19 protein-coding genes are annotated in these 16,518 nt (G+C 65.0%); 10 read left to right on the forward strand and 9 right to left on the reverse strand.

The window, feature by feature from the left end:
- Positions 1–2: 2 nt before the first annotated feature.
- Both paaB and paaA read right to left on the reverse strand, forming a co-directional pair.
- Positions 3–287, reverse strand: coding sequence for a 1,2-phenylacetyl-CoA epoxidase subunit PaaB (gene paaB, locus RCH14_RS10890; RefSeq protein WP_332532214.1), 285 nt, complete (start codon positions 285–287; stop codon positions 3–5).
- A gap of 70 nt (positions 288–357) precedes the next feature.
- Positions 358–1,335: a 1,2-phenylacetyl-CoA epoxidase subunit PaaA gene (gene paaA / locus RCH14_RS10895; RefSeq protein ID WP_343026140.1), complete on the reverse strand. Its 978-nt coding sequence runs from the start codon at positions 1,333–1,335 to the stop codon at positions 358–360.
- 100 nt (positions 1,336–1,435) lie between these two features.
- Between paaA and paaX the strand changes: the two genes are divergently transcribed.
- Both paaX and RCH14_RS10905 read left to right on the forward strand, forming a co-directional pair.
- Positions 1,436–2,356, forward strand: a complete 921-nt coding sequence (gene paaX, locus RCH14_RS10900; RefSeq protein WP_343026427.1) for a phenylacetic acid degradation operon negative regulatory protein PaaX — start codon at positions 1,436–1,438, stop codon at positions 2,354–2,356.
- A gap of 56 nt (positions 2,357–2,412) precedes the next feature.
- The gene (locus tag RCH14_RS10905) at positions 2,413–3,546 is read left to right on the forward strand and encodes a M14-type cytosolic carboxypeptidase (RefSeq protein ID WP_343026141.1); all 1,134 of its coding nucleotides are present in this window, start codon (positions 2,413–2,415) and stop codon (positions 3,544–3,546) included.
- A 69-nt stretch (positions 3,547–3,615) separates the two neighbouring features.
- Here RCH14_RS10905 and RCH14_RS10910 read toward each other — a convergent pair whose 3' ends face one another.
- Genes RCH14_RS10910 through pmbA form a run of 3 tightly spaced genes read right to left on the reverse strand, consistent with a single transcriptional unit; the run spans position 3,616 to position 6,133 of the window.
- The gene (locus RCH14_RS10910) at positions 3,616–4,512 is read right to left on the reverse strand and encodes a DUF4214 domain-containing protein (RefSeq protein WP_343026142.1); all 897 of its coding nucleotides are present in this window, start codon (positions 4,510–4,512) and stop codon (positions 3,616–3,618) included.
- Positions 4,513–4,531: 19 nt separating this feature from the next.
- A complete protein-coding gene (locus RCH14_RS10915; RefSeq protein WP_258835712.1) occupies positions 4,532–4,771 on the reverse strand; it encodes a hypothetical protein in 240 nt (79 codons plus the stop codon).
- A gap of 9 nt (positions 4,772–4,780) precedes the next feature.
- Positions 4,781–6,133, reverse strand: a complete 1,353-nt coding sequence (pmbA, locus tag RCH14_RS10920; RefSeq protein ID WP_343026143.1) for a metalloprotease PmbA — start codon at positions 6,131–6,133, stop codon at positions 4,781–4,783.
- A gap of 93 nt (positions 6,134–6,226) precedes the next feature.
- On the opposite strand from pmbA, the gene yjgA reads away from it, so the two are divergent.
- The 3 genes from yjgA to RCH14_RS10935 are packed head-to-tail and all read left to right on the forward strand — an operon-like array spanning position 6,227 to position 8,104.
- Entirely contained in the window at positions 6,227–6,832 is a 606-nt protein-coding gene (gene yjgA / locus RCH14_RS10925; RefSeq protein WP_343026144.1) for a ribosome biogenesis factor YjgA, read from the forward strand.
- Complete coding sequence (gene mog / locus RCH14_RS10930; protein ID WP_343026145.1) at positions 6,810–7,439, forward strand: molybdopterin adenylyltransferase; 630 nt, start codon at positions 6,810–6,812, stop codon at positions 7,437–7,439. The genes yjgA and mog overlap by 23 nt, the downstream gene beginning before the upstream one ends.
- A complete protein-coding gene (locus tag RCH14_RS10935; protein WP_343026146.1) occupies positions 7,436–8,104 on the forward strand; it encodes an alpha/beta hydrolase in 669 nt (222 codons plus the stop codon). Before mog ends, RCH14_RS10935 begins: the two co-directional genes overlap by 4 nt.
- A 98-nt stretch (positions 8,105–8,202) precedes the next feature.
- On the opposite strand, the gene RCH14_RS10940 is transcribed toward RCH14_RS10935, so the two are convergent.
- Positions 8,203–9,549, reverse strand: a complete 1,347-nt coding sequence (locus tag RCH14_RS10940) for an aspartate aminotransferase family protein (protein WP_343026147.1) — start codon at positions 9,547–9,549, stop codon at positions 8,203–8,205.
- 130 nt (positions 9,550–9,679) lie between these two features.
- Here RCH14_RS10940 and RCH14_RS10945 point away from each other — a divergent pair, with 130 nt between their 5' ends.
- Complete coding sequence (locus RCH14_RS10945; RefSeq protein WP_343026148.1) at positions 9,680–10,237, forward strand: carboxymuconolactone decarboxylase family protein; 558 nt, start codon at positions 9,680–9,682, stop codon at positions 10,235–10,237.
- 6 nt (positions 10,238–10,243) lie between these two features.
- Here the strand turns inward: RCH14_RS10945 and RCH14_RS10950 are convergent, their stop codons facing one another.
- From RCH14_RS10950 to RCH14_RS10960, 3 genes are read right to left on the reverse strand one after another with little or no spacing between them, the layout of a single operon-like run.
- Entirely contained in the window at positions 10,244–11,092 is an 849-nt protein-coding gene (locus RCH14_RS10950; RefSeq protein WP_343026149.1) for a fumarylacetoacetate hydrolase family protein, read from the reverse strand.
- Between the two features lie 57 nt (positions 11,093–11,149).
- Entirely contained in the window at positions 11,150–11,506 is a 357-nt protein-coding gene (locus tag RCH14_RS10955) for a cytochrome c (RefSeq protein WP_343026150.1), read from the reverse strand.
- Positions 11,503–12,105 (reverse strand): cytochrome c, encoded by a 603-nt coding sequence (locus tag RCH14_RS10960; RefSeq protein ID WP_343026151.1) that lies wholly within the window; start codon positions 12,103–12,105, stop codon positions 11,503–11,505. Before RCH14_RS10960 ends, RCH14_RS10955 begins: the two co-directional genes overlap by 4 nt.
- Before the next feature lie 120 nt (positions 12,106–12,225).
- On the opposite strand from RCH14_RS10960, the gene RCH14_RS10965 reads away from it, so the two are divergent.
- The 4 genes from RCH14_RS10965 to RCH14_RS10980 are packed head-to-tail and all read left to right on the forward strand — an operon-like array spanning position 12,226 to position 16,477.
- Positions 12,226–12,672 (forward strand): c-type cytochrome, encoded by a 447-nt coding sequence (locus RCH14_RS10965; RefSeq protein ID WP_343026428.1) that lies wholly within the window; start codon positions 12,226–12,228, stop codon positions 12,670–12,672.
- 1 nt (position 12,673) lies between these two features.
- Positions 12,674–13,645 (forward strand): cytochrome c oxidase subunit II, encoded by a 972-nt coding sequence (coxB, locus tag RCH14_RS10970; RefSeq protein WP_343026152.1) that lies wholly within the window; start codon positions 12,674–12,676, stop codon positions 13,643–13,645.
- Positions 13,642–16,146 (forward strand): cytochrome c oxidase subunit I, encoded by a 2,505-nt coding sequence (ctaD, locus tag RCH14_RS10975; RefSeq protein WP_343026153.1) that lies wholly within the window; start codon positions 13,642–13,644, stop codon positions 16,144–16,146. Before coxB ends, ctaD begins: the two co-directional genes overlap by 4 nt.
- A gap of 4 nt (positions 16,147–16,150) precedes the next feature.
- Positions 16,151–16,477, forward strand: a complete 327-nt coding sequence (locus RCH14_RS10980) for a hypothetical protein (RefSeq protein WP_183556231.1) — start codon at positions 16,151–16,153, stop codon at positions 16,475–16,477.
- Positions 16,478–16,518 lie beyond the last annotated feature (41 nt).

Here is a 16,518-nt window from a genome sequence, read left to right on the forward strand (position 1 = left end):
GCTCACAGGTTCTTGACTTCTTCGGGCATCGGGAAGAAGGTCGGGTGGCGATACACCTTGCTGTTGGCCGGCTCGAACAGCGAGGCCTTGTCGTGCGGGCTGCTGGCGACGATGTCGGCGGCGCGCACGACCCAGATCGAGACGCCTTCGTTGCGGCGCGTGTAGACGTCGCGCGCATTGTTGACAGCCATCTCGGCGTCAGGGGCGTGCAGGCTGCCGACGTGCTTGTGGGCCAGGCCGTGCTGGCTGCGGATGAAGACTTCCCACAGGGGCCATTCTTTGCTCATTATTGTCTCCGTTTGGCGTGTACGTCAGTGCCAATGTGGTTTGGACGCGTGGACGGCAGAGCCGTCCACCCTACGCAGCGGCCCGCTTGTCGGCGTGCGCCACCAGCGCGTCGCGGAACCATTCACCGTCGTCCCATGCTTTTACACGCGTGCGCAGGCGCTCACGGTTGCACGGGCCGTTGCCTTTCAAAACGTCGTAGAACTCGGTCCAGTCGATCGCGCCGAAGTCGTACGAGCCGCGTTCGGCATTCCATTTGAGGTCGGGATCCGGTACCGTCAGGCCCAGGTACTCGGCTTGCGGCACGGTCTGATCGACCATGCGCTGGCGCAGTTCGTCGTTGGAGAACAGCTTGATGCGCCAGGCGCTCGACTGCGCGCTGTTGACCGACTCGGCATCGGACGGGCCGAACATCATCAGCGACGGCCACCACCAGCGATTGAGCGCATCCTGCGCCATCGCCTTCTGCTCGGGCGTGCCCCTGGCCAGCGCCATCATGATGTCGTAGCCCTGGCGCGCATGGAACGATTCTTCCTTGCAGACGCGGACCATGGCGCGCGCATACGGCCCGTACGAGCAGCGGCACAGCGGGATCTGGTTGATGATCGCCGAGCCGTCGACCAGCCAGCCGATCGCGCCCATGTCGGCCCAGCTCAGGGTTGGATAATTGAAGATGCTCGAATACTTGGCCTTACCCGAGTGCAGGGCAGCGAGCAGCTCGTCGCGCGAGACGCCGAGGGTCTCGGCGGCGCTGTACAGGTACAGGCCGTGGCCGGCCTCGTCCTGGATCTTGGCCAGCAGGACCGACTTGCGCTGCAGGGTCGGCGCGCGCGTGACCCAGTTGCCTTCCGGGAGCTGGCCGACGATCTCGGAATGGGCATGCTGCGAGATCTGACGGATCAGCGTCTTGCGGTATGCTTCCGGCATCCAGTCCTTCGGTTCGATCTTGATCCCGGCGTCGATGCGCGCCTGGAAGGCCTGCTCTTCGGCGCTCATGTCCTGTTCTGTGCGGACTTTGTTGAGGCCTGTCTCCACCAATTGTGCGTACATGGATCTCTCCCGTTGCAAAAGCTGTGCGAATCATAATACGATACAAAAAATCCTAAGTACACAATAATTTTGAATCATATCGAGCCCGATCGTGAATGACATGACCAGCACCCAGTGGATCGCCCTCAGCCTGGCCACCGATCCACCGCGCCACAAGTCGCTGGTGATGACGATCTGCGGCGACGCGATCGCGCCCCACGGCGGTGCCTTCTGGCTCGGCAGCATGATCGAGCTGCTGGCGCCCCTCGGCGTGAACGACCGGCTGGTGCGCACCAGCGTGTTCCGGCTGGTGCAGGAAGGCTGGCTGACGGCCAGCCGCGAAGGTCGGCGCAGCCGCTATGCGCTGGCACCGACGGCGCTGCCGCGCTTCGAGCGCGCCAACCGCCGCATCTACGCCGCGCCCGGGCAGGACTGGGATGGTCGCTGGACGTTCGTGCTGGCCACCAACGGCAGCATCGACAGCGACCTGCGCGCGCTGGTGCGCAAGGAACTCGAATGGGAAGGCTTCGCGATGCTGGCCAGCGGCGTGATGGCGCATCCGGCACCCGACCGCGGCCTGCTGCGCGACATCCTCGCGCGCACCGGCGCCGAAGGGCGCGTGTTCGTGTGCCAGGCCGATGAAGTGCCGGATGCCGGCTCGCGCCCACTGCCCGAACTGGTCGGCGACTGCTGGAACCTCGATGCGGTGGTGCTCGGGTATCGCGGCTTCATCGAGACGTTTGCCCCGCTGCCGGCCCTGCTGGCGCGCGGCGACGTCAGCCCGGCGCACGCGTTCGCGATCCGCACCTTACTGATTCACGCCTACCGCCGGGTGCAGCTGCACGACCCGATGCTGCCGTTGCCCCTGCTGCCCGATCCGTGGCCGGGCACCGACGCGTATGCGCTGGCGCGCACCATTTATCAACTGAGCCACGAACGCGCCGAGCAGCACGTGCTGGCCATGCTGCGCGTCGAGGATGCGGCCACGCCCGAGGCGGATGCGGCGTTTCGTAGCCGCTTCGGCGGGCTGGCGCAACAGTAGCGCGGCGAAAGCGGTATCATTTCTTCTTTGACGTCTTCCCAACACAGGACAACACCATGTCTATCAAGATCAGCAGCCAATTCGACGCTGGCGCCATCGAGGTCGTGAACGCCACGAGCGCGAACGCCATCGACCTGAACATCCGCAAGGATTCGCACGCCGACATCATCCAGTGGTTCTACTTCCGCCTGCAGGGCGCGCAAGGGCAAGCCTGCACCATTCGCCTGCTCAATGCCGGCAAGGCCGCCTATCCGGCCGGCTGGGAAAACTACCAGGCGATGGCGAGCTACGACCGCGTGAACTGGTTCCGCGTGCCGACGTCGTTCGACGGCAGCGTGCTGGCCATCGAGCACACGCCCGGCATGGACAGCGTGTATTACGCCTACTTCGAGCCGTATTCGTGGGAACGCCACCTCGAGCTGCTCGACCGCGCGCAGATGGCCGAGAACGTGCGCATGCTCGACCTGGGTTCGACCGTCGACGGCCGCGATCTGAACATGCTGGTGATCGGCGAGCCGGCCGAAGGTAAAAAGAAGGTCTGGGTCATCGCGCGCCAGCACCCGGGCGAGACGATGGCCGAATGGTTCGTCGAAGGCATGCTCGATGCGCTGCTCGATCCGGCCCACCCGTTCGGCCGCCAGCTGCTGAAAGAGTCGGTGTTCTACGTGGTGCCGAACATGAACCCGGACGGCTCGGTGCGCGGCAACCTGCGCACGAATGCCGCCGGTGCGAACCTGAACCGCGAGTGGCGCAATCCGAGCATGGAGCGCAGCCCGGAAGTCTTTCTGGTGCGCCAGAAGATGCACGAGACGGGCGTGGACGTGTGCCTGGACGTGCACGGCGACGAAGGCTTGCCGTACGTGTTCGTGGCCGGCAGCGAGTCGCTGCCGAACTTCACGCCCGAGCAAGGCGCGGCGCAGGCCAGCTTCATCGCCGACTTCAAGGTCGCCAGCCCGGACTTCCAGGATGTGCACGGCTACGGCAAGACGTCTTACACCGACCAGACCCTGACCATGGGCTCGCCGCACATCACGCACACCTTCGGCGCCCTGTCGCTGACGCTCGAGCTGCCGTTCAAGGACAATGCGAACGACCCGGATCCACTCGTTGGCTGGGATGGCGCGCGCAGCGCGCGCTTGGGCGCTGCGGTGCTGCAACCGGTGCTGAACGCGATCCGCGCGCGCAAATAACACCCACCTGCGCAATGCAAAACGCCGTCGGATCGACGGCGTTTTTTTATGCCAGCTGCACGCAGAGCGTCAGCCGTACGGCACGTACTCGAAGCCGTTGGCGATGAGCGGCGCGACCGCTGCGATGTTTTCAGCGCTGTCGCTGATCGCGTCGAGCACCTGCGCGGTGCTTGCTTTCCCACTGTCGAGAAGACCGGACCAATAGGCCAGGCCGCCCGCGTCGGGTGCACGTTCCAGGATGTTCGTATAGTACTTCGTCACCAGCTCGGTATTGCTGGTCACGCCGCTATACAGCCTGGCGTATTCGGCGCTGCCGATGAAGCCGGCGGCGATGTCGACGATGTTCGCGCCATCGTCAAGGCGGTCCATCCAGTACCCGAGGCCCACCGGGTCGGGGGCGCGGTCCAGCGCGGCCTCGTACAGGCGGTAGATGGTGCCGCCATTGTCGTTGGCACCGACGTCGATGGCGATGTGCTTGTCGCTAAAGGCCAGGCGCTCCACGTTGGTCAAGGTGTCGCTGCCGGCAGCGCCGGTGACCGCGAACGAGCTGTCGCTGCCACGGACCGTGTGACTGGCGGCCGTGCCGCTATAGACCGCGGTGTCGATGCCGCCATAGCCATTGAGAAAATCGTTGCCGGCGCTGCCGATGACAGTGTCGGCGCCCGACAGCACATAGGCGTAGGTCTGCTGGGTATCGAGTTCGTTGCGCGCGAATTGCGCGATCCGGCCGGCATCGAGTTGTGCATTCGAGACGCGGTAGACTTCGGCGTCGTTCTGGAAATAGGATGTGCCGGTGACGCTGCCGGCCACCCGGTCGATGCCGAGATAAGCAAAGTCGCCGCTGAAGGTTTGCCTGTTGCCCGCACCCTCGATCGTGATGCGATTCTGGATCGCCTCGGTAATGGTCCACTCCCAGTCCTGGGCAGTACGGAAGTCGAATGCTCGGTACAACTCGATGGTGGCCATGCGCGATCCTCTAGGTAGGTTACAGATCGACGCCCAGATGTGCCTTTACCCAGGCATTGGCGTCGCTGCTGCTGTCGAAATGCAGGGTAGCGATCGCGGTTTTATCCGGCGCCAGGAAAGTGGCATACACCTTGCGGCTGTCCCCGCTTGAGCTGAGCAGATCGGATTGGGGAGCGAGCTCCACGGTGGCTACCAGGTCGAGGTTCAGCAGCACCGTCTTGGGGCTGCTTTCCTTGTCGATGCGAACGAAGCGGGTCATGCGTTTTCCTTAGTTGCCGGCAATGACCATGTTTTCGATCAGAATCGAGCCCGTGGTCTTGTTGCCGCGAACCAGCGTGTCGGTGCCGACGGCAACGATCTGCTGGAACATATCGCGCATATTGCCGGCGATCGTGATTTCTTCGACCGGGTACTGGATCACGCCCTGCTCGACCCAGTAACCGGATGCACCGCGTGAATAGTCGCCGGTAACGTAATTGACGCCCTGCCCCATCAGTTCGGTAACCAAGAGGCCCGTGCCGAGTTTGCGCAGCATGCCTTCGAAGTCATCGGTGCGGCGAGTGGCGCTCGAGACGATGTCGAGGTTGTGCGCGCCGCCGGCGTTGCCGGTCGTTGGCATGCCCATCTTGCGCGCCGTGTACGACGACAAAAAATAGCCTTGCAGCACGCCATCGCTGATCACCTTGCGGCGCACGGTCTTGACGCCCTCGTCATCGAACGGGGCCGAGCCGACGCCGCCGATCAGGTGCGGGTCTTCCACGATCTGGATATGCGATGGGAACACTTGTTTGCCGAGCATGTCGAGCAAGAACGTGGACTTGCGGTACAGCGCGCCACCGGAGACGGCTTGCACGAACGCACCCAACAGGCCTGCGGCCAGCGGCGCTTCGAACAGCACCGGGCAGGTGCGGGTGCTGAGCTTGCGCGCATTCAGGCGTGCCAGCGCGCGCTCGGCGGCGTAGCGGCCGACTTTTTCAGGCGCGGCCAGTTGCTTGGGGTCGCGCGACGACGTGTACCAGTCGTCACGCTGCATTCCGTTGCCCTTGCCGGCGATCGGCGCGACCGAGATCGTGTGGCGCGAGAACGGGTAGCCGCCCAGGAAACCACGCGAATTGGCGGCGACGAAGTGCGACTGCTGCACGTAGACGCTGGCGCCTTCGCTATTGGTAATGCGCTTGTCGACGGCGAACGCGGCGGCTTCGCAGCGCTGGCCCAGCTCGACGGCTTGTTCGGTGGAGATCTGCCACGGGTAGAACAGGCGCAGGTCGCGCGGCGCGGTTTCGATCAGGTCGGCGTCGGGCAGGCCGGCGCAGTCGTCGTCGGCCGTAAAGCGCGCGATGTTCGACGCTGCTTCGACGGTGGCCTTGAGCGAGTCGGCGGAAAAATCGGACGTGCTCGCGTTGCCGCGGCGCTGGCCGAAGTAGACGGTGATGCCCAGGCCCTTGTCCTTGTTTTGCTCGATTGTCTCGATGTTGCCTTTACGCACAGACACCGACAAGCCGCTCCCTTCACTGATTTCGACCGCCGCGTCGGACGCGCCCTGCGCGCGCGCGAGGGCCAGCATGTCGCGCGCCAGCTGTTTCAGCTGATCCTGAGTGTGCGTAAAAGGGGTATCGTTCATCTGTGTTTTTCGTGGCCGGCCCTAAAACAGTTATCATAGCAGCCGTTTACTGTTTTCACTGATCGGCCCAGCGCCAATCAAATCATCCAAATCATGCCTAATCCAAATCGCGGCTCGGTGGGCTTCCAGTCCAACGAGTTCGAACCAGAGTACGACCGTCCCTCCAAGTCTGAGCTCAAGCGCCAGTCGAACGAGTTGCAAAAGCTCGGCGAGCAGCTTGTCGAAGCGGCGCGCGACCGCGTCAAGCGCGTCGAGATGCCGGAGGACGTGCGCGATGCCATCCTCACGTGCCAGAGCATCACCAACCACGAAGGCCGGCGCCGCGCGCTGCAATTCGTCGGCAAGAAAATGCGCACGCTGAACGAAGAAGAAGTCGCCGTCATCCAGCGCACGATCGACAGCTGGAAAGGCGCGTCGAAGGCCGAAACAGCGTCGCTGCACGCGCTCGAACGCCGCCGCGACAAGCTGCTGTCGGACGACACGGCGCTGACCGTGCTGCTCGAAGAAAACCCCGAGCTCGACGTCCAGCACCTGCGCACCCTGATTCGCAACGCGCGCAAGGAAGTGGCCGAATCCAAGCCACCGAAAGCCTTCCGCGAAATCTTCCAGATCCTCAAGGACCTGCAAAAGAAGAAGAAAGCCGACGCCGCTGCCGCTGCCGACGAAGAAGCGAACGATGACGAGTCCGACGACGAGTAACGCTGTCGCTGACGATGTGCTGGTGATCGGCCTTGTCTCTGTCTCCGACCGCGCCAGCGGCGGCGTCTACGAAGACAAGGGCATCCCGGCGCTGACCGACTGGCTGGCCAGCGCACTGACAACGCCGTACCGGATCGAGACGCGCCTGATTCCTGACGAGCGCGCGGCCATTGAAGCCACGCTGGTCGAGCTGGTCGACACGGCGCGCTGCCACCTGGTGCTCACCACCGGCGGTACCGGTCCATCCCGGCGCGACGTCACGCCCGAGGCCACGCTGGCAGTTGGCACCAAAGAGATGCCGGGCTTCGGCGAGCAGATGCGCCAGATCAGCCTGCGCTTCGTGCCGACCGCGATCCTGTCGCGCCAGACGGCCGTGATCCGTGAAACCGCAGACCATGCGGCGCTGATCATGAACCTGCCGGGTCAGCCCAAGTCGATCAAGGAAACGCTCGAAGGCCTCAGGGACGATGCCGGTGCCACGCTCGTCGGTGGCATCTTCGCGGCCGTGCCCTACTGCGTCGACCTGATCGGTGGCCCGTACATGGAAACCAATCCTGCGGTGAGCCAGACCTTCCGCCCCAAATCGGCATTGCGAAAGACACCATGACCCAGCTGCTGGACAATATCGAAATCGAGACCGCCCCCAATCCGACCATCGCCATCGTCTGGCTGCACGGCCTGGGCGCCGACGGCAACGACTTCGTGCCGCTCGTGCGCGAACTGGACCTGACCGGCCTGCCGGGCATCCGCTTCGTGTTCCCGCATGCGAACACGATGCCGGTGACGATCAACGGCGGCTACGTGATGCGCTCGTGGTACGACATCGTCGCCACCGACCTCACGCGGCGCGAAGACGAAGGCGGCCTGCGCGCATCGCAGTTGCAGGTCGAGGCGCTGATCGCCCGCGAAAAGGCGCGCGGCATCCCGGCCTCGCGCATCATCCTGGCCGGCTTCTCGCAGGGCTGCGCGATGACGCTGCAGACGGGTTTGCGCCATCCCGAGAAACTGGCGGGCATGCTGTGCCTGTCCGGCTACCTGCCGCTGGCAAGCGTGGCTGGCGCCGAGCGCAGCGAAGCGAGCCTGGGCACGCCGATCTTCATGGCGCACGGCGTGCAGGATCCGGTCGTGCCGTTTGCACGCGCCGAAGATTCGCGCAAGGTCGTCGAGGCGCTCGGGTACCAGGTCGAGTGGCATGCGTATCCGATGCAGCACACGCTGTGCCTCGAAGAGGTGCAGGACATCGCAAAGTGGATTCGCAAGGTCGTGGCGTAACACCGCACGCCAATGAATCGTAGGGTGGATGGCTGCGCCATCCACGCGGTGATGGTTGGCAGCCAGATCATCCGGCACGGCAACGGCGCCGATAACCATCACCGCGCGGACGGCGTAGCCGTCCGCCCTACCGCTGCCTCCACCGCATCAGCAAGCCGCGCCACGATCTCGGACAACTCCCCCGGCGTCACGATGAACGGCGGCGCCAGCAACACGTGGTCACCCTGCTGGCCATCGATCGTCCCGCCCATCGGATACACCAGCAAGCCGCGCGCCATGGCCTCGGCCTTGATCGCCGCGTGCAGTTTGACTTCCGGCGCAAACGGGGCCTTCGTCTCACGGTCCCGCACGAATTCCAGCGCCAGGAACAGCCCACGCCCGCGGATATCGCCCACGTGCTCGTGCGCGCCAAACGCATCGTTCAGCATGCTCCGCAGCAGCGCGCCGCGCTGCTGTACCTGCGCCAGCAGGTCGTCACGCTCGATCACCTGCTGCACCGCCAGCGCCGCCGCTGTCGCCACCGGATGGCCGATATACGTGTGCCCGTGCTGGAACATGCCGCTGCGCTGGCGCAGCGTGTCGACGATGGCCTCGTGCGCGAGTACGGCGCCGATCGGCTGGTAGCCGGCGCCCAGGCCCTTGGCCACGGCCACGATGTCCGGCGCCACGCCCTCTTGCCCGATCGCGTACATGCTGCCGGTGCGGCCCATGCCGCACATGACTTCATCGGCGATGAACAGGATGCGGTGCCGGTCGCAGATATCGCGCACGCCCTGGAAGTAGCCCGGCGTGGGCGGGATCGCGCCGCCGGTGGCGCCCACCACCGGCTCGGCGACAAAGGCGATGATGGTGTCGGGGCCGGCCTTGATGACCGCCGTTTCGAGTTCGTCGAGCAGGCCGGCCGTGTAGTCGTCGAGCGACAGGCCCTCGCTGCAGCCCCGGTAGGCATAACAGGGCGCGACCCGCAGCGCCTCTTTCAGCAGCGGCGCAAAAGCGCGCTTGCGCCACTCGTTGCCGCCCACGCCCAGCGCGCCAAGCGTGTTGCCGTGGTAGCTCTGGCGACGCGCGATGAATTGCGTGCGCTGCGGCTCGCCCGCCTCGACCCAGTACTGGCGCGCCAGCTTGAGCGCGGTCTCCATCGCTTCCGAGCCGCCGGACACAAAATAGACGCCGCCCATGTCCTGCGGCCCGCCGGCGATCAGGCGCTCGGCCAGTTGCTCGGCCACGTCGGTGGTGAAGAACGCCGTATGGGCGTAGGCGCAGCGGTCGATCTGGCGGTGCATCGCTGCGATGACATCCGGGTGACCATGGCCCAGCGACGACACCGCCGCGCCGCTGCTGGCGTCGAGATAGGTCTTGCCGCTGCTGTCGCGCAGCACGATGCCCTCGCCGCCGACCGCCGTGGGCGGCATCTGGCGCAGGTTGCGGTGGATGATGTGGCTCATGGACGGCTCCCTCGGCGTTGGCTCAACGCTTGACGATAAGCGTGCTCCGAAGCACTTATTTTGATTTTTAACGCGGGGCGTGCGAATATTTTCCTGCTTTCAATTTCGATACAACAGGCGGGTATGCTCGATGAATGAACGTCTCGGCCCCATCCCGGATCACGCCTTGACCGCAGCCCAGCGCGCCGCCGCGCAAGAGATCATCGACGGCCCGCGCGGCGCCGTCTACGGCCCGTTCGTGCCGCTGCTGCGCAGTCCCGAACTGATGCTGCATGCGCAGCGCATGGGCGAGTACCTGCGCTACCGCAGCGCGCTTGGCGTGCGGCTGTCGGAGCTCGCGATCCTGGTCACGGCGCGCCAGTGGGACCAGGCGGTTGAATGGGCGATCCATGCGCCGATCGCGGCCCAGGCGGGGATTCCGGCGACCGTCATCGCGGCCATTGCGGCGCGCGAACGGCCTGCCGGCATGCTGGTCGACGAAGCGGTAGTGCACGATTTTTGCATCGCGCTGCACGAGACGAAGGCGGTACCGGACCGCGTATATGCGGATGCGCTGGCGCTGTTCGGCGAACAGGGCGCGGTTGATCTGATGGGGATCTGCGGGTACTACACGCTGCTGGCGATGGTGATGAATACGGCAAGGACCGCCGTACCTGATATCGGCGAGCCGCACGGCGGCCCGCCCTGATACTGCTTACTTCGGATACGCCACGACGTCCGCCTGCTGCTCGCCGAGACCGGCGATGCCCAGGCGCAGCTGGTCGCCCTTCTTGAGGAAGCGCTGTGGCGTGCGGCCCATGCCCACGCCCGGCGGCGTGCCGGTGGTGATGATGTCGCCCGGTTCGAGCGTCATGAAGCGCGACACGTAGCTCACGAGCTGCGCGACGCTGAAGATCATGCTGGCCGTGTTCCCGGTCTGCATGCGCTTGCCGTTCAGTTCCAGGTACAGGTCGAGGTCCTGCACGTCGAGGATCTCGTCGCGCGTGACGAGAAACGGGCCGACCGGGCCGAAGGTATCGCAGCCTTTGCCCTTGTCCCACTGCGAGCCCATCTCGAACTGATAGGCGCGCTCAGTCACATCATTCACCACGCAATACCCGGCCACGAACTTGAGTGCGTCTTCTTCGCTCACGTACTGGGCGCGCGTGCCGATGATCACGCCGAGTTCGACTTCCCAGTCGGTTTTCTTCGAGCCTTTCGGCAGCTGGATCGGATCGTCCGGGCCATTCAGGGCGCTGATCGCCTTGGTGAAGAAGATCGGTTCGGTCGGCACCTGGGCGCCCGTTTCGCGCACGTGGTCCAGGTAGTTCATGCCCACGCCGATGAATTTGCCGATGCCCTTGACCGGCACGCCCAGGCGTGGATTGCCGCGCACGAGCGGCAGCGTTTTCTGGTCGAGTTTGGCGAGTTTGCGCAGCGCCTTGTCGGACAGCTGCGACGGATCGATGTCGTCGATGATCCCGGACAGGCCGCGCAGGCGCCCCTCTTCATCGAACAGGCCCGGCTTTTCCTTGCCCGGACGGCCATAGCGCACCAGTCTCATGATGTCATTCCTGTAGAAAAACGCGAATGATACCAACGAATGGTGTCAATGAATGCGTTAGTGGCTCAGCAGGTAGGCGCTGATGTCGATCGCATCGCGCTCGCTCACGCCCATGTTCGGCATCGCGTTGCCCGGATCGATCGCCTGCGGGTCGCGGATCCAGCGCACCAGGTTGGCCTGGGTATTGGGCAGCTTGCCCGCGATGTAGCGCTGCTGCGCGAGCGCGTCGAGTGGCCGGCCCACACGGACGTCGGACCCGGGCACCCCCGGCACCACGTGACATGAATGGCAGGCGTATTGCGCGGCGGCGATCTTGCCGCGTGCCGGGTCGCCCACGAGGCCGGGCGCAAGCTTCGGGGCGCAGCCGGCCAGCAGCGCGGACAAGCCAAGGATGACGGTGATCGTGGATTTCATGGCTGGCCTTCCTGACCCTGCTGTGCGCGGCCGGTTGCTGTCTGTTCGACATGCGGTGGGACCGCACCGCCCGCCGTCATGCGTTTGAAGTCCTGGCTGGTCATGCCCGGCATGGCGCCCACGAACGCCACCACCGCCCACATATCCGGTTCGCTCAGGTGGTATTCCCAGGCGGGCATGCCGCTCATCTTGATGCCGTTGCGGGTAATCCAGTACAGCTCGCGCGTCTTCCAGTTGACATCCGCATCCACCAACGGGCCCGGGGCCGGCTGCATGCTCATGCCGATCGTGCTGGGCGCCACGCCTGGCCCACCATGGCATTGCACGCAATTGGCCTGGTAGACGAGCGCGCCGCGCTGCAGGCGTTCGGGCGTGTTCAGATTGGGCGGCACCACGACCTCGCGCGCATGGTTCTGCACCGAGTACTGCATGCCCTCGCCCAAGACCGTATAGACCAGCGCGTAATGCTGCGTGATCGCGCTCAGGTCATAGAAGCCCCCGCGCAGCACGATCAGGCCACCGACCGCCCCAATCGCGCCTGCGCCGAACAGGGTCAGCACCATGGTCTTGACAATAAGTCGTGCGCGATTAGATAGCATAGCCTAGGGCGTCCAGTTGAAAAAATGACATCTACTTTCCTTGTATTATAAAAGCCATCGCTTTTTCACGAAAAATCAACCGTGCGCAACCCATCTCGTCAACACCAACGCTTGCTTCCTGTGCTGAGAGCGCGCCTGAATAGCGGCCTGAGTAGCGGTCTGAGTAGCGGTCTGAGTAGCGGTCTGAGTAGCGGTCTGAGTAGCGGTCTGAGTAGCGGTGCCCTGCTCGTCTGCGCTGCCCTGGCCAGCGGCTGCGCAAAGGAAGAACCCGCCTCGCGCGTTGCCGGGGGCGACCCCGAACGCGGTCGTTTGCTGGTGCAGCAGTACCAGTGCGCCGCCTGCCACTTCATCCCCGAAGTACAAGGTCCGAACGGCGATGCCGGTCCGTCACTGCAGTCCATGGGCCGCATGAGTTACATCGCCGGCAGCATTCCGAACCAGCCCGAGAACATGATCCGCTTCCTGCAAAATGCTCCCGCCGTGAAACCCGGCACCCTGATGCCGGCGCTCGGCATCAGCGACGACGAAGCGCGCCACATGGCCGCTTTCATGTATTCGCTCAAATAATATGACGCCAATAAGCGACATCCAGTCCGTCATGCATCCGGCCGGCGCCGACGCGGCCATCATCTACCAGTTCACGTGGGTCCTGTTCGTCGGCGGCGCGGTGATCTTCGCCATCGTCATGGGGCTGCTCGCACTGGCCATGCGGCGCCAGGCGCGCCCGATCACGCCCGGTGTCTGGATCCTGGGCGCCGGCATCGCGTTCCCGGTGATCGTGCTCACTGCGCTGCTCACCTGGAGCACCTGGCGCACCGCGCAACTGGTGCCGCAAACCTCGCACAAGGCATTGAGCATCTCCGTGACCGGCAAGATGTGGTGGTGGGAAGTGCGCTACCGCGACCCGGCCAGCAACCGCGAGATCATCAGCGCCAACGAAATCTATATACCGGTCGGCGAATCGGTGTACCTGGGCTTGACCGCGTCGGACGTGATCCACAGCCTGTGGGTGCCGTCGCTGGCGGGCAAGCGCGACATGATCCCGGGCCGCGTGACGGGCCTGAACCTGCGCGCCGACAAGCCGGGCACCTACCGCGGCCAGTGCGCCGAATACTGCGGCGAGCAGCATGCCCGCATGGCGTTTCACGTGATCGCCCTGCCGCGTCCCGAATTCGACGCCTGGCTCGCGCGCCAGGCCCAGCTAGCCGTGCCGGCCGACACCACGGTGCTGCAGCGCGGCCGCGACGCCTTCCTTGCGCAGCAGTGCCAGACCTGCCACACGATCCGCGGCGTGACCGATGTCGCGCCGCACCTGGATGAAAACCGGATTGCCGATGCGCCGCGCCTGGGCCCCGACCTGACGCACATCGGCAGCCGCCGCCACATCGCCGCCGGCACGCTGCGCAATCACCGCGGTACGCTGGCCGGCTGGATCGCCGACCCGCAAGCCCTCAAAACGGGCGTCTTCATGCCGCCTTCCCCGGACCTGGACGGCGAGACCCTGCGCGCACTGGCCACCTACCTCGAGCACCTGAAATGACGCGCGACGCAACCCTGCCCAACTCCGCCCCCCGCCCGCCAGAGGAGCTGGAGAAACTCAACGCCGTGTGGAAAACCCCGACTGGCCTGGGTTTCTTCAAATCGGTCAACAACACCAATATCGGCCTGCTGTACATCGGCACGGCGATCCTGTTCTTCATCCTGGCCGGCATCCTGGCCCTGATCATGCGGGTGCAGCTGTCGGTACCGGACAACGACCTGGTCTCGGCCGGCACCTACAACCAGATCTTCACGATGCACGGCACCGTGATGATGTTCCTGTTCGCGATCCCGATCGTCGAGGCGATCGCGGTCTACCTGCTGCCCAATATGCTGGGGGCGCGCGATTTACCGTTCCCCCGATTGTCCGCGTATGCGTTCTGGTGCTACGCCTTCGGTGGCCTGGCCTTCTTCTGCACGCTGTTCTGGGGCCTGGCGCCGGACGGCGGCTGGTTCATGTACCCACCACTGACGGGCATGAAGTATTCGCCCGGCCTGAACGCCGACTTCTGGCTGCTGGGGATCGGCTTCATCGAGATTTCCGCCATTGCCGGTGCCATCGAACTGATCGTCGGCATCCTGTTCACCCGCGCGCCGGGCATGCTGCTCCGCCGCATGCCGGTGTATGCGTGGGCCATGCTGGTCGTGGGCGTGATGATCATCATCGCCTTCCCGGCAGTGATTGCCGGCACGGCGCTGCTCGAACTCGAGCGCGCGCTGAACCTGCCGATCTTCGACCCCGAACGCGGCGGCGACCCGATCATCTGGCAGCACCTGTTCTGGTTCTTCGGCCACCCCGAGGTCTACATCATCTTCCTGCCGGCCGCCGGCATGATCTCGACGATGATCCCGACGATTGCCGGCAATCGCCTGGTGGGCCGCCGCGCGATTGTCGTCGCGCTGGTCGGCGTGGGCATCTTCAGCTTCGGCCTGTGGGCGCACCACATGTTCACGGCCGGCCTGGGCGTCATTGAAATGAGCCTGATCTCGGCGGCCAGCATGGCCGTGGCGATCCCCACCGGCATCCAGGTGTTCGGCTGGATCGCCACGCTGTGGAGCGGCCGCATCAAAATGAATGCGCCGACGCTGTTCATGCTCGGCTTCATGTTCATCTTCGTGCTCGGTGGCCTGACCGGCGTGATGGTGGCCGTGATCCCGTTCGACTGGCAGGTGCACGACACCTACTTCATCGTGGCCCACCTGCACTATGTGCTCATCGGCGGCATGGTGTTCCCGGTGTTTGCCGCAATCTACTACTGGATCCCGCTCATCAACGGCAACACGATGTCCGAGCGCCTGTCGAAATGGACCTTCTGGCTGCTGTTCGGGGGCTTCAACATCAGCTTCTTCCCGATGCACATCACCGGCCTGTTCGGCATGCCGCGCCGCGTCTACACGTATTCGAGCGAGATGGGCTGGGATGCCCTGAACATGATCTCGACCCTGGGCTCGTTCACGTTTGCCCTTGGCATCCTGCTCATGATCGTCGACGCCACGCGCACGCTGCGCCGTCCGACCAAGGAGGTGGGCAATCCGTGGAATGCGGCCACGCTCGAGTGGCTGCCGTCGGAAGACTACGGCAACCGCAGCATCCCAATCATCACGTCGGACGATCCACTGTGGGACCAGCCGACGCTGTCGAAGGAAGTCGCCGAAGGCCGCCACTACCTGCCCAACACCGTCACCGGCCGCCGCGAAACCATCGCCACCAGCCCGGTCAGCGCCAAACCAACCTACCTGATGATCCTGCCGGGCGACAGCTGGCTGACCGTGCTGGGCGCCTTCGGCACCGCCGGCTTCTTCCTGCTGCTGACCGTCAAGGCCAACCTGCTGGCGACCATCTGCGGCGTGATCGCCATCGGCTCGATCATCGCCTGGCTGTGGCAGTCGGACCAGAAGGTGCCGATGCGCGAGGCCGACATCGGCGGCGGCATCACGCTGCCGATCGGCGCGCGCGGCACGGCGTCGCACTCGTGGTGGGGCACGTTCATCATGCTGATCGTGCTGTTCCTGATCTACTGCTCGTTCGCCTACGTCTACATCCACACGTCGATGCGGCTGCAGATCTGCCCACCGCCAGGCGCATCGCTGCCGGCTTGGGCATGGACAATGCTGTCGGCCGGCCTGCTGCTGGGCGGCTCCGCGCTGGTGTGGCTCAGCGACCGGGTGTCGAACAAGCTCACGCCGTGGGTGCTGATCGTGGCGCTGGCCTTCACTGCCGCTGCCTTCGGCGTCGACGTCTACAGCTGGCGCCTCGTGAACCTGGACGGCACCCGCGATACATGGAGCGCGTCGATCTCGATCCTGCTCGGCTTCCAGGGCCTCATGCTGTTCGTGCTGCTGCTGGCCGCCCCTTACCTGTGCGTGCGTGCCTGGCGCGGCATGATCGTCCCGGAGAACCGCGCCACACGCGACAATATCGCGCTGATCTGGCATTACGTGACGCTGCAGGGCCTCACCGGCTTCCTGGTGATCCGCGGCCTGCTGCTGGTGATGGAGTGATGCGATGAGCGACCATTTCTTTTCGCGCGCCACGCGCGCCTCGCTGCCCCTGCTGATCTGGGGCGCGCACTTCGCGTTTGCGTACATCGTCGCGGCGAGCCAGTGCACGCCGGGCGCGCTGCGCGCTGCGGGTCCTAACCCGTGGCTGCTGGGCGGCGCGACGCTGCTGTCGATGGCGGCGTGCGTGTGGGTCGGCGCCCTGGCCGGCAAGCGCCTGCGCCAGGGATCCGACGAGTTCGTGGATTACGTGGGTGCGGCCAGCGCGGTGCTGGCCGTGGTGGCGGTGGCGTGGACCGGGATTCCGGTGCTGCTGGTCACAGGCTGCGCTTGAGGATCTGGCATCGGTAGGGTGGAAGGCTTCGCCTTCCACGC

Origin of the sequence: Massilia sp. MP_M2 (assembly GCF_039123635.1) — a bacterium.
In the GTDB taxonomy this organism is placed as follows: Bacteria; Pseudomonadota; Gammaproteobacteria; order Burkholderiales; family Burkholderiaceae_D; genus Telluria.

Excerpts from the sequence above, each read along its gene's own strand:
- RCH14_RS10945 (WP_343026148.1), top strand. The coding sequence starts at position 9,680 with ATGAATGAACGTCTCGGCCCCATCCCGGATCACGCCTTGACCGCAGCC.
- paaA (WP_343026140.1), bottom strand. The coding sequence starts at position 1,335 with ATGTACGCACAATTGGTGGAGACAGGCCTCAACAAAGTCCGCACAGAA.
- pmbA (WP_343026143.1), bottom strand. The coding sequence starts at position 6,133 with ATGAACGATACCCCTTTTACGCACACTCAGGATCAGCTGAAACAGCTG.
- RCH14_RS10935 (WP_343026146.1), top strand. The coding sequence starts at position 7,436 with ATGACCCAGCTGCTGGACAATATCGAAATCGAGACCGCCCCCAATCCG.
- RCH14_RS10910 (WP_343026142.1), bottom strand. The coding sequence starts at position 4,512 with ATGGCCACCATCGAGTTGTACCGAGCATTCGACTTCCGTACTGCCCAG.
- RCH14_RS10915 (WP_258835712.1), bottom strand. The coding sequence starts at position 4,771 with ATGACCCGCTTCGTTCGCATCGACAAGGAAAGCAGCCCCAAGACGGTG.
- paaB (WP_332532214.1), bottom strand. The coding sequence starts at position 287 with ATGAGCAAAGAATGGCCCCTGTGGGAAGTCTTCATCCGCAGCCAGCAC.
- coxB (WP_343026152.1), top strand. The coding sequence starts at position 12,674 with ATGACGCCAATAAGCGACATCCAGTCCGTCATGCATCCGGCCGGCGCC.
- RCH14_RS10940 (WP_343026147.1), bottom strand. The coding sequence starts at position 9,549 with ATGAGCCACATCATCCACCGCAACCTGCGCCAGATGCCGCCCACGGCG.
- ctaD (WP_343026153.1), top strand. The coding sequence starts at position 13,642 with ATGACGCGCGACGCAACCCTGCCCAACTCCGCCCCCCGCCCGCCAGAG.
- paaX (WP_343026427.1), top strand. The coding sequence starts at position 1,436 with ATGACCAGCACCCAGTGGATCGCCCTCAGCCTGGCCACCGATCCACCG.
- yjgA (WP_343026144.1), top strand. The coding sequence starts at position 6,227 with ATGCCTAATCCAAATCGCGGCTCGGTGGGCTTCCAGTCCAACGAGTTC.
- RCH14_RS10955 (WP_343026150.1), bottom strand. The coding sequence starts at position 11,506 with ATGAAATCCACGATCACCGTCATCCTTGGCTTGTCCGCGCTGCTGGCC.
- mog (WP_343026145.1), top strand. The coding sequence starts at position 6,810 with ATGACGAGTCCGACGACGAGTAACGCTGTCGCTGACGATGTGCTGGTG.
- RCH14_RS10905 (WP_343026141.1), top strand. The coding sequence starts at position 2,413 with ATGTCTATCAAGATCAGCAGCCAATTCGACGCTGGCGCCATCGAGGTC.
- RCH14_RS10980 (WP_183556231.1), top strand. The coding sequence starts at position 16,151 with ATGAGCGACCATTTCTTTTCGCGCGCCACGCGCGCCTCGCTGCCCCTG.
- RCH14_RS10950 (WP_343026149.1), bottom strand. The coding sequence starts at position 11,092 with ATGAGACTGGTGCGCTATGGCCGTCCGGGCAAGGAAAAGCCGGGCCTG.
- RCH14_RS10960 (WP_343026151.1), bottom strand. The coding sequence starts at position 12,105 with ATGCTATCTAATCGCGCACGACTTATTGTCAAGACCATGGTGCTGACC.